The sequence below is a fragment of the Propioniciclava sp. LT432 genome (assembly GCF_059515965.1).
The window spans coordinates 38,431-54,383 of record NZ_JCAKNE010000011.1 but is presented as its reverse complement, the minus strand read 5'-3'; the positions used below and the strand labels follow the sequence as shown (position 1 = coordinate 54,383).

Below are 15,953 nucleotides of genomic sequence, written 5' to 3'. Positions count from 1 at the left end.
ATTCTCGTGTCCATGATCCGGGAGTGGGCGAATGGAAATCCGGCGATCCCGTCGATGCCCGCCGTCGCAGGCAGGAGGAAATGGATGGGATCTCATCAATTCCCCCCGAGAATGTCGGCGAGTACGGCGTCCAGGACGTGGTCCTCCACGGGCGCGGAGGCGACCAGGCCGGCCTCACGGCGTCCCGTGGGGTTCGAGGACAGTTCCGCGACGGCGGCGTGCAGCGCTGCGGCGAGGTCGTCCAGCGACTCGGCCTCGGACAGGCGCACGTCGAGGTACAGGTCGCCCTGGCTGCGGTGGGCCACGACGTCGAGGTGGGCCATCGGCCAGCGGGGGTCCACCGTGAGGTCGCCGGAGAGGTGCTCGACGCGGAGACCCGTGTCGGCCAACTCGTCCTGCTCACCGAGGTAGTTGAAGCTCACCTGCGGCGCGAGCGAGGCCAGCTGGGCGGCGTCCTCGTCCGCCAGCCCCCGGTCGAAGCGCCGCAGCGCCCCGAAACCGAGGCCACGTCCGGGCAGGCGGCCGAAGGCCCGGTGGACCGCGGCCACCGTGTCGCCCGCGGCGTCCGGGATGTCGACGACGAGTGGGAAGGTGGTGGTGAACCAGCCGACGGTGTGGCTGAGGTCCTGCCGCGGCCCGAAGGGTTCGCGGCCGTGTCCCTCGACGGTCACGCCGACGCGGGACGCCCCGCGCCACGTGGCCAGGCCACGCAGGACCAGGGCCAGTACCGCCTCGGCGGGTTCGGCGCCGAACCTGTCCCGCGCCCACACCAGCAGGCCGGACACGTCGTCGGCACCGATGCGGACCATCGTGCGGTGGGTCGCACCCCGGACGGGAGGCTCGCCCCCGAACAGTTTCGGGGCGCGCTGCGCCAGCGTCGCGGTGCGGAGCCAGTGGCCCAGCTCGTGGCGGAACCCGCCCGCGGTGGCGTGCTCCCGCAACGCGGCCGCCCAGGCCGGGAAGGGCATCGTGCGCGGCGGCAGGGCGTCCGCCCCGTCGGTGAGGCACCGCTCGAGGTCCCCCAGCAGCACCCCCCACGAGACGACGTCGACCGCCAGGTGGTGGATGGCCAGCGCGAAGCCGGCTCCGTCCGGCCCCAGTCCGGTCGCGAGGGCGACGGCCGGCCCCCGGACGACGTCGACCCGCCGCTGCAGTTCGGCGAGGAACAGCGACGTCTCCTCCTCGTCGAGGGCGGGGGCGGCCGGACGGTGGACGACGAGCCCGTGCTCGCCCGGATCACGCACGATCAGGACGCCGTCCGGCCGGACGCGGACCCGCAGCAGGTCGTGGGCGCGCACCAGGGCGTCGACAGCGGACACCAACTCTTCGGTCGGGATGGGCGCCGGCGGCGTCACCCGGAGGGACTGGTTGAACACCAGGTCGGCCGCCCCCGGCAGTTCCAGGAAGTCGGCCTGCACCGGGGTGGTGTCGATGGGTCCCACCACGGGTCGCTGGTCGTGGAGCGGAGCCGCCTCGGGGGCGTCCCGGGAGCCGAGCGCCGCTGCGAGGTTCCGGACGGTCTGGTGCTCCAGCAGGTCCGGGACCTGGACGACGATGCCGGCCTCGCGCAGGCGAGCGGTGACCTGGATGGCCTTGATCGAGTCCCCACCCAGGGAGAAGAAGTTGGCGTGGACGTCCTCGACCGGCACCCCGAGCACGGACGACCAGGCGGCTGCCACCCGCTGCTCGAGCTCCGACGAGGGGGCGACGGCCGACTCCGACGAGAAGTCGGGGGTGGGCAGCGCCGCGACGTCCACCTTGCCGTTCTTGTTCAGCGGGAACTCGTCGGTCGGGACGACCACCGAGGGAACCATGAACGCCGGCAACTGACGGGAGAGCCCGGCGTGAACGGCACGGACCGCGTCCGGGGAGGCGTCCTCCAGGCGGACCCACAGGCACAAGGAGCGGCCGGTCCCGAGTTCGATGACGCCGGCGTACGCCTGCAGCACCCCGGGCTGCCGGCTGGCCGCGTTGATGACCTCACCGAGCTCGATGCGGAAGCCCCGCAGCTTGACCTGGTCGTCGCGGCGTCCGACGAAGTAGAGCAGACCGTCGCTGCGGAAGGTGACGAGGTCACCCGTGCGGTACAGGCGCTCGCCCGGGACGGACGGCGCCTCCACGAACCGCTCGGCCGTCATCTCCGGCTCGTTCAGGTAACCGTCCGCGAGCCCGCGCCCGCCGATGAAGAGCTCACCCGTCGCGCCGATGGGCTGGTGACGTCCCTGCTCGTCCAGCACCCAGAGCGTCGTGCCGTTGACCGCGCGGCCGATCGACACCGGCCCGCTCCCGGGCAGCGCGTCGAGGATGTGCACGGTGGCGAAGACGGTGGTCTCCGTGGGCCCGTAGGCCTGCGCGACCCGGCCCGGGCCCAGCGCCTCGAACGCCCGACGGACGTGGGCCTGCGAGGCCACCTCACCGCCGAAGATCACCCGGCGGACGCCCGCGAACGCGTCGAGGTTGTGGTCGACGAGCGCGTTGAAGAGCCCCGTCGTCACGAAGAAGCAGGTCACCCCGTGGTCCCGGACCTGACGGGCGAGCCGATCCAGGTCCTGGACGACTTCGGGCTCGAGCACGAGGAGGCGGCCACCGTTCAGGAGGGCGCTGAACATGTCGAACACGGAACCGTCGAACGAGTAGTCCGACAGCATCACGAAGACGTCGTCCGGGCCGGCGTCGTAGAAGTTGGCGTGCCACGCGACGCGCAGCACACCGCGCTGCCGGATGAGCGACCCCTTGGGACGGCCCGTGGTCCCCGACGTGTACATGACGTAGACGGGGTCCTCCGCGCGACTGGGCAGGCCCAGGGGGCCGTCGCCGTCCGCCGCCCGCGCACACGCGTCGACGGTGAGGACGTGCAGGCGCTCCGAGGCGAACCCGCGCGCCTGCTCCAGGCGCGTGTCCGAGGTCAGGAGCAACGGCGACGCCGAGTCGTCCAGCATCGCGCCGATCCGCTCGCCCGGAAACTCGGTGTTGAGGGGGACGTAGTGGCTGCCCGACTTCAGGACGCCCAGCATGGCGGCGACCAACTCGAAGGAGCGGTCCAGCAGCAACGCGACCGGGCCACCGGCCAGGCCCGTGCCCACCAGGCCGCGGGCGATGCGGTTGGCCCGGGCGTCCAGGGCGGCGTAGGTCAGCCGCTCGTCGCCCTGCACCAGGGCGACCGCCTCGGGGCGCTCGCGCACGACCCTCTCGAACAGGGCGACGAGCCCCGACTCCTCGAACGGGTCGTCCTCGAACCGGTCCTCCTCGAGCCGGTCGTCCTCGGGACGGGAGCACGCCTGCAGGAGCCGCTCCTCCTCCGCGCCGATGAGCGCGAGGCCGTCGACGGGGTCGCCGGCGTCCGCGGCCGTGATCGACGCGAGCAACTGGGTGAAGCGCTCGGCGTGGAGGCCGACTGTGTCCGCGTGGAAGAGCTCGGTCGCGTATTCCCAGGAGAGCAGCAGGCGGCCCCGGGCCTCCCGGGTGGTCAGGGTGAGGTCGAACTTGGCCGTGCCGGCGTCGAACGTCAGGGCGCGCTCGCCGTCGTGGTCGAGCCCCATGTCGCTGTTCTGGTGGGCGAAGTAGACGTCCACGAGCGCCCGGCGTCCGGGCTCGCGTGGCGGGTTCACCGCCTCCACGAGCGACTCGAAGGGGAAGTCCTGGTGGGCGAGCGCATCGACGACGGTGGAGCGCAGCCCCGCGAGGTAGTCGGCGACCGTGGGCGAGCCCGCGGTGGACAGGCGGACCGGCAGGGTGTTCACGAACATCCCGACGAGGTCGCGGAAGCCGGGGTCGGAGCGTCCGAGGACCGGCGTCCCGATGACGATGTCCCGCTGGCCACTCATGCGGGCCAACAGCAGGTGGTACGTGCCCAGGAGCAGCATGTTCAAGGTCATGCCGTGGCGCTGCGCGAACGCCTTGGCCTGCGCCAGGACGGACCCGTCCAGTTCGGAGAACAGGGTGGCACCCGGCCCCCCGGCCACCGCGGGGCGGGCGCCGTCGATGTTCAGGCGCAGCACCGGCGGCTCGTCGGAGAAGCGCTCCAGCCAGTACTGCCGGTGCTCGGCCATCGCCGACGTCCCCGCGCGGGCCAGCAGCTCCTCGACGGCACCGCGGTAGCCCAGCGCGAGGGGCGGCAGCGCCTCGCCGGCGCTCAGCGCGGCGAAGTCGCGCATGAGGATGCCCATGGAGGTGCCGTCCGTCACCAGGTGGTGGACGTCCACGGCCGTGCAGGAGACGCCGTCCTCGAACTGGAGGTGCGCCACGCGGAAGAGGGGGCCGGCCCCCAGGTCGAACGGCTGGACGAACCCGTCGAGGGCAGCCCTGGCCGCGTCCTCGTGGGAGACGCCCGGCGCCGGCGCGGGCAGGTCGATGACCCGGACGTCGGTCGGCACCTCGGCGTGGATCCGCTGCACCGGCTGGTCGTCCACGAGGTGGAAGGTGGCGCGGAGGCTGTCGTGGCGCTCCACCAGCGCGGCGAGCCCCGCCCGCAGGCGAGCGGGCGCCACACGTCCCTCGCCCAACGTGATCCCGGTGACGTTGTACGCCACCGAGTCGGGCTCGATGCCCACGGCGAGGAACACCGAGCGCTGCGCCGGCGTCAGGGGCAGCTCGTAGGCCCGCTCCTCGACGCGGCGCTCCTCGCGCGGGCCGGACGCCACGACGGCGTCCACCCGCTCGGCCGTCAGGCCGTACTCGTCCTCCAGGACGGCTGCGAAGGCGTCGAAGGTGGGCCGCTCGAGGAGCACGGTGCCAGGGACGGAGAGGCCGACGACGTCGCCGAGCAGCTGGGCCATCCGCATCGACGAGATGGAGTCGCCGCCCAGCCGGAAGAAGTCGTCGTCCGCCGCCACCTGCGGGTAACCCAACACCTCGGTCCAGACGATGGACGCGAGCCGACGCGGCGCGGACGGGGCGTCCTCGCCCGTCACCCGCGACGGGCCGTCCATGGCCTCGCGCAACCGGGCGATGGGGTCTTCGACCGTGGCCCGCGACGACGCGATGGCCGCACGCGGCGTCTCGTCCCAGAACCGGCGGCGGTCGAACGGCTGCCCCGGCAGGGGGACCCGGCGGACACCCGCCGGGCGCGGGACGCCGGCGAAGGCCCCCTTCTCGCCGGCCACGAAGGCGCGGGCGGCGTCCAGGCCGATCCTCAGGACCTCGGCGTCAGGGCCCGGGTCGTCGGCGAGCACCAGCGACCAGCCCTCACCCCGGGCCGCCGAGCCGGACGTGGGGGCGGCGAGGGCGGCGAGGCCGGCCAGCAGCCCCGTCCGGCCGCGGAAGACAACCGCGGACCGGACCGGCTGGTGGTCGCGGCAGGCCTGCAGCGTGAAGCACGCGTCGTCGAGGTCGAGCAGCAGGTCGGCGCCGACACGATCGGCGTGGTCGGCGGCCGACGCGGCCAGGAGCTCCTCGGTGCGCGCCGACAGGGGGTAGACACGGACGCCGTCCGCTGCCAAGGCGCGCTCCGCCGCGGGAGCACGGTCGGCCGGGGGCGCCTCCTCGACGACCACGTGGGCGTTCGTCCCGCCCAGGCTGAAGCTGCTGACGCCGGCCCGGCGCGGCACGTCCGAGCGCGGCCAGTCCAGTGCCCGATCGGCGATGTAGACCGGTGACTCCACCAGGTCGACGAATCGGTTCGGCACCTCGAAGTTCAGGCTGGGCGGCAGGACGCCGTGCTCGAGGCACAGGAGCACCTTGACCAGGGACGCCAGCCCGGCGGCGCCCACGGTGTGGCCGATGTTCGACTTGACCGACCCCATGGCGCAGAACTGGCGCCGGTCGGTGAACTGGGCGAACGCCGACACCAGGCCCTTGACCTCGATCGGGTCGCCCAGCACGGTGCCCGTGCCGTGGGACTCGAGGTAGGAGAGTGTCTCGGGCGCGATCCCGGCCCTGCGCCAGGCGCGCGACAGCAGCTCGCTCTGCGCCTGGGCGTTCGGCGCGGTCAGACCGTTGCTCCGCCCGTCGCTGTTGGTCGCGACGGCGCGGACGACGCCGTAGATGTGGTCGCCGTCGCTGACGGCCCGGGAGAGCGGCTTGATGAGGATGCCCGCCACGCCCTCGCTCCACACCGTCCCGTCGGCGGCATCGTCGAAGGGCCGGACGCGGAACTGCGGTGAGGACGTCTCGTCGCCGAAGCTGGTCGGGTCGAGGAAGAGGTTGATGGCCGCGACGAACGCGGCGTCGCAGTCCCCCGCCCGGAGCGCCTTGGTCGCCGCGTCGAGGGCCACGAGGCCGGACGAGCACCCCGTGTCGATGACACTCGCCGGCCCGCGCAGATTGAACAGGTAGGACAGGCGACTCGCGAGGATGGACGACCAGGAGCCGGTGATGGCGGAGAAGTCCACGTCGGCCAGGAAGGGCAGGTAGGACCGGTTCAGCCGGTGCGTGTGGTCGTTGCCCACGAAGATGCCGGTGTTCGAGCCGTACAGGGCCGACCGCGGGTACCCCGCGTCCTCACCGGTCTCGACGAGGACCTCCAGGAGGAGCCGGTGGTACGGGTCCATCTGGAGCGCGACCTGGGGCGGCAGGCCGAACAACTCGGCGTCGAACAGGTCGATGCGGTCCAGGTACCCGCCGCGGCGGAGCGCCTGGTCCCCCGGCTCGATGCGCCGGTAGTCCTCCAGACGGAGCGCGGGGAACTCGCCGATGGACTCGCAACCCTCCACGAGGTTCGCCCAGAAGGCGTCCTTGTCGCCCGCCTCGGGGAACCGGCAGGCGATCCCCACCACGGCCACGGGGTCGTCGGCCACGGGCACCGCCGCCGTCAGGGACGCGATGTACTGCTTGGCGACGTCGACGTCGAGCGCCTTGTTCTTGACCTGGCCCAGCAGGTAGCGGATCAGGTCCTTCCGGGCGTCCACGGTGCTCACAGGCTGGCCTCCTCGCCCCCGGAGAACATCTCCAGCAGCTCCGCGTCCCCCAGTTCGTCCAGCACGTCGCGCAGGAGGTCGCCGGCCTCCGCCGCCTCCCCGGCGGCCGGCTCGTCCTGCACCTGGTCGGCGATGAACCCGGCCAGGTCGGCGATGCTGGCGTAGGAGAACAGGTCGGCGATGTCGACCACGCCGGGGTACGCCTCGTCCACGAGCTTCAGCAGCTGGGTGGTCATCAGGGAGTTGCCGCCCAGCTCCTGGAAACCCGCGAAGGCGTCGATCTCGGTCAGTCCGAGCACGGCCCCGAAAGCGTCCGCGACGCGTTGCTGGACGATCGTCGGCTCACCCAGTCCGCGTAGTCGGACGCCGTCACCCGACGCGACGGGCGCATCGGCGGGCGCGCGCGTCCCCCCGGGCAGGTCGAGCAGCGTGCCGAGGTCGTCGGCGTTGGCGCGGGCCACCTCGAGGTTCAACTCGCCGGGCACCACTCCCGGCGCCGGATCCCGGAGGAGGCGCTGCAACCAGGTCAGCCCCTGGGCCACCGACAGGGGGCGGACGAGCGAGTCGTCCTCACCCACGCCGTGGCGCACCGCCATCCCCACCTCGGCCCAGGACGGCCAGTCGATGGCCACGGCCGGGATGCCCTCGGCGCGGGCCAGCGAGGCCAGCCCGTCGAGGAAGGCGTTCGCAGCCGCGTAGTCGCCCTGCCCGGGCCCCCCGACGACGCCCGTGATCGAGGCGAACAGCACCAGGAAGGCGCCGGGATGCCGACGGGCGAGGGCCAGGACCCCCAGCCCGCCGTCCACCTTGGGCCGCAGCACGGCCGTGAACTCGTCGTCGGACTTGCCGGCGAGGAACCCCGCGCCCGCCACGCCCGCGGCGTGCACGATGCCGCTCAGGCGGACGCCCTCGGCGTCCAGCGCATCGGCCAGGGCGCCCAGCGCCTCGGGATCGGCGACGTCACAGGTGTGGTGGTCCACCCCGGCGAGGCCGGCCAGCCAAGCCGACTCCTCGGGGCTCGGGTCGCGGCGTCCGACCAGCAGTACGCGTTCGGCTCCCTGGGCCACCATCGTCTCGGCCACGGCCCGTCCGAGACCGCCGAGGCCGCCGGTCACCAGGTACACGCCGCCGCGGAAGGTGTCGTCGTACTCGGCACCGGGGAGCGTCGCCGCCGTCAGGCGCGGCACCCAGACCCGACCGCCACGGTGGGCCTGCAGGGCCGGCCCACCGGCGCGGACCACCCCGACGAGGTCCTCGGACGAGGCGTCCGGGGCGACGTCGACGACACGGACGCCCAGGTGGGCGTTCTCCTGTCCGACCACCTTGGCCAGGGCGGCGGTCGCCGTCCCGAACGGGGTGCCCGCCTCGGCGGCCGAGACCTGGGCCGCACCCTCGACGCCCACGCGCAGGCCGCGCGGCAACCGGACGCGCTCAGCCACCAGGGCCGACGTGAGCCGGAGCAGGTCGGTCAGACCGTCCCGCCGTGCCGGGTCCAGCGGGCCCAGGTCGGAGGTGGGCTCGACCAGCCAGGCCACCCCGTCCACCCCGGCGTCCCGCCAGCTGGTGACGAGCGTGGAGATCCCGTCGCGACCACGACCGAAGCGGCCCGCGGCGGGGTCGGCGACCTCACCCAGGACGGCAGCCCGGACATCCAGCCCGGAGGCGCGGGCCGCGTCGAGGACGGCCGCCCCCGCGTCCGTGTCGCTCACCACGACCGCCCAGCACCCGTCCGCCGGGACCGTCTCGGCCTCGACGGGCGTCCAGCCCAGGCGCAGGCACCGATCCGCCTCGGCGGCCCGGAAGCGCGCCCAGTCGACCTTCTTGACGGTGTAGTCCTGCACCCGCGCGAACACCGCGCCGGACTCGTCGGCCAGGTCCACGTCGTAGGTGATGGTCTCGTCCCCGGGCTGGCCGTCCCGGACGACCCGGATCAGCGAGTGGAACGTCTCCGGCATGGGGCCGTACAGCTTGAGGGACCGGTACACGTAGGGGAGGTATGTGTCAGCGCCCGTCTGCGAGATGAGGTTCACCGCGTTGTCGAGGAGGGAGGGGTGCAGCCGGTAGCAGTCCGTCTCCCCCTCCAGCCCCGCCGGCAGGGCGAACCGCGCCAGGACGCCCGCGTCCCCACGCCAGATGGCGCGCACGACGTCCCAGTGGGGCCCGAAGGTGAAGACGCCGGTCTCGGCCTCGCCCACGAAGGGGTCGGCGACCTCGGTGGCGGCGGCCCGGAGCGCAGGCACGTCGACGCGCTCGGTCGGAGCGGGCTCCTGCAGCGGGTCGACCCGGCCCTCGGCGTGGTCCGTCCACCGGCCGGTGTCGTCGAGGCTGGAGACGACGAAGCGGAAGCCGTCGCCCTCGGCGTCCAGACGGGTACGGAGGCTGACCGGCGCGCCCTCCTCGACCGTGAGCGGCTGGAGGAAGATGGCGTTGGACAGGCCGAGTCGGTCGGACCCCGTGGCGAGGGCGAACGCCGCGCGCACCATCTCCAGGTACACGGTCCCGGGGAGGACGGCCCGTCCCCCGATGCGGTGGTCGGCGAGCACCCAGTCCGTGACCTCGAAGAGGCGCTCGAACTCCAGGCGCGTGTCGGTCCGCAGCGCTTCGGCACCACAGAGTGGCTCCGGCGCGGCGGCGGCGACGGCGACCGTCGGCACGGTCACGGCGGTCCGCATGGGACGGGCCCAGTGGCGGGTGGGCTCGAAGGAGTAGGTGGGCAGCGGCACCCTGCGTCGCGGATCGCCCTCGTGCAGAGCCGTGAACTCCACGTCGGCGCCCTCGGCGTAGAGAGCCGCCAGCTCGGCCAGGTCGTGCGGGTGCCGGATCGACCGGTGGCGGACGACGACCGCTGCGGCGGCCCGCGTCAGGTCACGCTTGCGCGCGCCGGTCAGCTCGCCGGCGGACAGCTCACGCTTCTTGTCGCTGACCACCTTGTGGTGGCCCTGGCTGACCCCCCGGGACGGGTCCGAGGCGCCGGGGTGCGACCGAGCCCAGTCGAGGGACTCCCCGAGCTCGGCCCGCGACCGGGCGACGAGCATGGTCCGGTGCTCGTGGTGCGCGCGCCCGACGTTCGACGTGTAGCACGCGTCGGCCCAGTTCCACTGCTCGTCCTCCAGCGCCTCGGCGTACGCGTCGAGCAGGCGTGCCTGGGCGGCGGGGGTCCGCGCGCTGATGGTGAGGCAGTAGCGCTCCGCCGCGAGCGGGGCCTCGAGTGGAGCGGGCGCCTCCTCCAGCACGAGGTGGCAGTTCGTCCGGATGAAGCCGAAGGAGTTGATGGCGGCCCGGCGCGGCCCGTCCGTCTCCCAGGGGGTCAGCCGGTCGTTGACGTACAACGGGCTGTCGGAGAAGTTGACGAAGGGGTTGGGCACCTGGAAGTTGGCCGACGGCGCGAGGGCCTTTGTCTCCAGGGAGCGCACGACCTTGGCCAGGGACGCCACGCCGGAGGCGGCCACCATGTGGCCCATGGTCGTCTTGAGCGACCCGATCGCGCAGAACTGGCGCCGATCCGTGTGCCGCCTGAAGGCGCTGGTCAGGCCCTTGATCTCGATCGGGTCCCCCAGCACCGTCCCGGTGCCGTGCGCCTCGACGTAGCTGATCGTCGCGGGGTCGACCGCGGCGCGCTTCCACGCGTCGAGGATCACCTGCTCCTGCTGCAGGGCGTTCGGCGCGGTGATGCTGTTCGACGTGCCGTCGTTGTTGATCGCGGTCGCCAGGACCACCGCACGGATGTTGTCCCGGTCGGCGATCGCCTGGCGCAACGGCTTGAGCAGGACCATGCCGACGCCCTCACCCCACAGGGTGCCGTTGGCGCGCGCGTCGAAGGTGCGGATGGTGTCGTCGGCCGACTCGACGCTGTCCATGGTCGCCCCGGACATGAAGTTCGCCTTCGGCTCACCGATGGAGGACAGGTTGATGCCTCCGGCCAGTGCGGTGTCGCACTCCCCCGCCAGCAGCGACTGGATGGCGAGGTGGATGCTCACCGCGCCGGCCGAACACGCCGTGTCGGTGACCAGGCAGGGCCCCTTCAGGTCGAACACGTAGGAGATCCGGCTGGCGGCCAACCCCTCCCAGGAGCCCGAGAGCTGCATCGGGTGGCGCTCGGAGGCCATCCGGTAGAAGGAGAAGTTCGCGTGGTCGCGCCCCAGGAAGACTCCGGTCCGCGAGCCGTGGGAGGCCGGCCCGCCGTAGCCCGCGTTCTCGAGGGCCTCGTGGGCGACCTCGAGGGCGAGCCGCTGGTTCGGGTCCATGTAGTCGGCCTCCAACGGCGGGATGCCGAAGTAGGCCGCGTCGAACGTGTCGATCCGCTCCATGTACCCGCTCTTGGCGTACAGGTGGGGCAGGTCGGCCTCGGCGACCGGCGCACCCAGGATCAGCTCGGCGTACGACGGGTTGGCGAAGACCTCCCGCATGTCGGCCTGCCGGGCCTCGGGGAACGAGCGGATGCCCGTCCTGCCCAGCTTGAGGAACTCCCAGAACTGGTCGATGTCGCGGGTCGACGAGAAGCGGCCCGCCATGCCGATGACGGCGATCTGCTCCTGCTGGCCCGGCTGGGAGAGCGCCCGCAGGAGCTCCTTGGCCGCTTCTCGGCTGATGCGCTTCTCGACCAACTGTTCGGCGATCAGTGACTTCAGATGGTTCATCGCTGCGTCCACTCCTAGAGAAATCTGGTCGACTGTTCGACGGTGATGCGGCCCTGTTCGAGGGCGTCGAGGAGACTGTCCAGGTCGTCCTCGAGCGGCTCCGCCGCGGGAGCGTCCGACGTCGCGCCCGAGCGGGCGCGGATCGCCTCGGCCTGGCTGGCCACCGTCGTGTGCCGGAACAGGTCAGTGATGTCGACCTGCCCGGGGAAGTGCTGTTCGAACGCCTTGAGCAGGTGGGACGTGAGCAGGGAGTTCCCGCCGAGGGCGGCGAACTCGTCGTGGGCGTCCAACTCCGCCAGGTCCAGGGTCTCCGCCCAGACGCGGGCGACGGCCTGCTCGATCTCGTCCCCGTCCCGTCCGCCGAAGAGCCGCACGGATCGCTCCCGGAGCACGGGCGCCCCCGGGGTGGGGGCCGGACGCGACGCCCGGCGCCGCGCGGGAGACAGGACGGCCGGGACGTCGGTGTCGGCGAGGACGCGGTCCAGGAGGCCGAGCGCCTCCTCGGTGTCGACGGGCAGGAGGAGTTCCTCCTCGTCCACCGCGTCGAGCCGTTGGGCGATCCCGGTCTGGCGCCACGCGGGCCACTGGAGGCTCACCCACGGACGACCCGCCCGGCGACGCGCCTCGGCCAGCCCGTCGAGGAACATGTTCGCGGCCGTGTAGTCCGCCTGCCCGGGGTTGAGGAGCAGCCCGGAGATGCTGGAGAACACCACGAAGAAGTCGAGGTCGTCCGAGGCGGTGGCGGCGTCCAGGTGGACCGCGCCCAACGCCTTGGCGTCGAAGACGTCGGCGAACGCGTCCGGACCCTTGTCGTAGAGGAACCCGACCCCCGGGCGTCCGGCCAGGTGCAGGACGCCGGTGATCGGCCCGAGGCGATCGCGGACGCCGGCGCAGAGGGCGGACACAGCGACCGGGTCGGTCAGGTCCACCCGGTGGACCTCGAGGGACTCCACCCGGTCCGCGAGGTCGTCGAAGAAGCCCTCCGGCGTGCTCCCCGCGGGAGAGCCCAGCAGCACCAACCGGGCGACGCCGCGTTCGACGAGGTGGCTCGCGACGGCCCGGCCGAGGTCACCCGTCCCGCCGGAGACCAGCACGACACCCGCGGTGGGCGCCGCGTCCGGGGTGGGTACGGGGGCGTTGATGCGGTGGCGCACCAGTTCGGGCGCGTACCGGACGCCGTCCCGCGCGACCACGAGGTCGCGTCGCTCGGGGTCGCCGGCCTGCGCCAGCAGGGCCTCCGCCCCGCCGGAGCCGTCGGTGTCCAGGCAGCGCAGCCCGAGGCCGCGAAACTCCAGCGCCGCCACGCGAAGCAGCCCCAGGAGGGCGGCCTGGTCGGGGCGGACGGTGGGCTGGTCGGCCGTCACGGCGAGCGCGTCCCTGGTGACCGCCAGGACGCCGTCCCGGAACACCCACTCGCGGTCGGCGGCATCGCGCAGGAACGCCTGGGCAGCGGCGAGCGCGGTGCGGGGGTCGGACGCCTCCGCCGCGAGGAGGCCGAACGCGAACGCCCGTCCGTGCTCGGGCTGGTCCGACCCGGGCAGGACGTGGACGGCCTCGTGGCCCAGGGCGGCCAGCCGGGTGGCGAGGGCGCGGGCGTCCGGCTCGGGGAAGCCCCACACGAGCACGTCGCCGCGCCCGGGCCGGGCGGCGGGGGCGTCGGGGAGTCGCTTGAACGCCTGCACATGGCCGTGGCCGGAGTCGGATTCCAGCGCGAGGTCCGTGGCGTCCTTGAGGCAGTAGTTCTCGGCCGTCATCACGACGTGGCCCGCCTCGTCGGCCAGGGTGACGTCGAGCGCCAGCAGGCTTCCATCGACCGACTCGGGGCGCCGGACGACGTGGGCGACGACCCTCCCGGGGAGGGAGCCCCGGACCAGCAACCGGCCGTACGACAGTGGCAGGTACAGGCGCTCGCTGTCGTGCAGGCTGCTGGGGGCGTTGATCACCGCGTCCAGGAGGGAGGGGTGGGAGACGTAGTCCGCGACCTCGCCCACGAAGCGGTCGGGCAACGCGAACTCGAGGAGTAGTTCGTCCGCCGCCTCGTCGCCGCGGCCCTCGACGAAGGAGCCGGTCCAGCGCTCCGACAGCACCAGGCCCTTGGCCACGTCCACCTCGGGGGAGGCGTCCAAGCGCCGGTGGAGGCCCGCGCGCAGCGCGTCCGCGTCGATCGAGCGGGCGGTCACCGCAGCGGGCGCCAGGGTGGCGGTGGCGTGCTCGACCCAGGTGCCGTCGGCGAGACGGCTCGCGATGCCGACGGCGCGGGTCGCGTCCGTGCCGCGCAGGCTGACGTGGACCTCGCGGACCTCGTCGTCTTCGACCGCGAGCGGGTTGAGGAAGAGCAGGCCATCCACGGCCAGCGGCAGCTCGAGCCCCGCCTCCCGGGCGGTGCGCAGCACCAGCTCCACCAGTCCGGTCCCGGGGAGCACGGCCTTGCCGCTGATGCGGTGCTCGTCGAGTTCCCAGTGCCGGCGCGGGCTCAGCCGCGCGATGCCGACGTCCACGCCGTGGGACGAGACAAGCTGCAGGTCGGACGCCAGCCCCCGGGGCCGGCCGCTCCCCTCGACCCAGCAGCGGGTCGGCTCGAACGGGTAGGTGGGCAGCGGGACGCGGCGACCGTCACGGCCCCGGTGCATCCTGGCCCACGGGAGTTCGGCCCCCGCGCAGTACAGCGCGGCGAGCTCGCGCAGCGACACCCGGTCGTGCTGATCCGCCAGGGGATCGGCGGCCCGCGCGAGTGCCTCGAGCTCCGCGGGGGCGGGCTGTGACCGGCGGGCGTCCACGTCCTGCCCAGCGACGTCGGGTGACGTGCCCCCGTCCAGGAACACCCGCAGGTGCCCGCGCAGTTCCTCGGTCGTCTCGAACACGATCGCGGTGCGGTGGGGGTGGTGCAGGCGTCCCAGCGCCGCGGTGCAGGCCACGTCCGCAGCGGCCAGGTCGGCGTCCGCCAGCCGGTCCAAGTAGCGCTGCGCGAGGATCCGCAGGGCGTCCGGACGCTTCGCGCTCAGCGGCAGCACGTGGCACCCCTCGGCCGGCGCGCGCGGGGCGACCGGGTCGGCGCTGCGCACCACGAGGTGGCAGTTCGTCCCGCTGAGGCCGAAGCTGCTGACCCCCCCGTACAGCGTCGCAGCCGGGTCGTCCCCCCACGGCCTGACGCGGTCGTTCACGTAGAGGGGGCTCTGGGGGAAGGGGATGTTCGGGTTCGGCTCCTCGAAGTTCCGGCTCGCCGGGAGGGTGCGGTGCCCCAGGGCCGACACGACGTTGGCGAGGCCGGCGAGGCCGGAGACGTTGTCCATGTGGCCGATGAGCGACTTGACCGTCCCGACGGCGCAGAACTGCTTGCGCTCGGTCTCCCGCGAGAAGGCGCGTTGGATGCCGCCGACCTCCACCGGGTCCCCCAGGCGCGTCGCGGTGCCGTGGGCCTCGATGTAGGAGACGTCCTCGGCCCGGACGCCGGCGTCCGCGAGTGCGGCGGTGATGAGCCGGCCCTGGGCGTCGGCGTTGGGCGCGGTGATGCCGTTCGAGGCGCCGTCCTGGTTCATGGCCCCGCCGCTGATGACCGCGCGGATGTGGTCGCCGTTGCGCTGCGCGTCCTCCAGGGACGTGAGGACGAAGGCGATCGCGCCCTCCGCGGAGCTGGTGCCGTCGCTGCGGCGGTCGAAGGTGCGGGTGCGCCCGTCCGCGGACGAGGTCTCCATCAGGTCGCGGATGCCGAGGCCGTCCTCACCGGCGATGACGGGGACCAGGTCGGACTTGACGCCCCCCACGACGGCCATGGAGCACTCGCCCGACCGGATCGCCCGCACGGCCGCCAGCGTCGCGACGAGGCCCGAGGAGCAGGCCGTGTCGATGAGCATCGAGGGGCCGCGCAGGTCGAGCAGGTAGGCCAGGCGGCTGGCGATGATCGACTTGATGTTCCCCGCCACCGAGACCTCGGGGGCGTCGGGGGCGATCGCCTCGATGATCGTGCGGTAGTCGGGCCCGAAGTCGGCCGACATGCCGACGTAGACGCCGACCGTGCTCCCCCGGAGGTCCTCCCCGAGGCGTCCGGCGTCCTCGAGCGCGGCCCAGGCGGTCTGCAGGAAGATCCGCTGGTTCGGGTCCACCAGCCGCGCCTCGACCGCCGACATCCCGAAGAACCTGTGGTCGAAGGCGGCGAGGTCCGGGAGGCGGGTTCCCCCCACGTAGCGTGCCGGGTCGATCGGGAGCGAGGCGCCGCGCGCGGCCAGGTAGGCATCGGTGTCGGCCCGTCGCACCTCGGAGAGGTCGGCGAAGCCCTGCTCGCCCGCCACGACGCGGCGCCAGAAGTCGTCGAGGTCCTCGGACGCCCCGACGCGGCCGCTCATGCCGATGATGGCGACCTCACCGCTGGCCGTCGTGGGACGGGAGCGGCGGATCACCACCTCGTCGCCGGGCGTGGCGTCGAGGTCGAGGGCCCTGAGGTCGTGGAGGGACGGCATCATGTCTC

Annotated in this window: 3 protein-coding genes; all 3 read right to left on the bottom strand. The window is 73.3% G+C overall.

What is annotated here, in order from left to right:
- Nucleotides 1–95: 95 nt before the first annotated feature.
- The 3 genes from AC5YDV_RS07545 to AC5YDV_RS07535 are packed head-to-tail and all read right to left on the bottom strand — an operon-like array spanning nucleotide 96 to nucleotide 15,945.
- A complete protein-coding gene (locus tag AC5YDV_RS07545; RefSeq protein WP_496182600.1) occupies nucleotides 96–6,854 on the bottom strand; it encodes an amino acid adenylation domain-containing protein in 6,759 nt (2,252 codons plus the stop codon).
- Complete coding sequence (locus AC5YDV_RS07540) at nucleotides 6,851–11,491, bottom strand: SDR family NAD(P)-dependent oxidoreductase (protein ID WP_496182599.1); 4,641 nt, start codon at nucleotides 11,489–11,491, stop codon at nucleotides 6,851–6,853. Before AC5YDV_RS07540 ends, AC5YDV_RS07545 begins: the two co-directional genes overlap by 4 nt.
- A gap of 14 nt (nucleotides 11,492–11,505) precedes the next feature.
- A complete protein-coding gene (locus tag AC5YDV_RS07535) occupies nucleotides 11,506–15,945 on the bottom strand; it encodes an SDR family NAD(P)-dependent oxidoreductase (RefSeq protein ID WP_496192456.1) in 4,440 nt (1,479 codons plus the stop codon).
- Nucleotides 15,946–15,953 lie beyond the last annotated feature (8 nt).

Bases quoted from the DNA above. Each gene is read 5' to 3' on its own strand.
- AC5YDV_RS07540 (WP_496182599.1), bottom strand. From the start codon at position 11,491: ATGAACCATCTGAAGTCACTGATCGCCGAACAGTTGGTCGAGAAGCGC.
- AC5YDV_RS07535 (WP_496192456.1), bottom strand. From the start codon at position 15,945: ATGCCGTCCCTCCACGACCTCAGGGCCCTCGACCTCGACGCCACGCCC.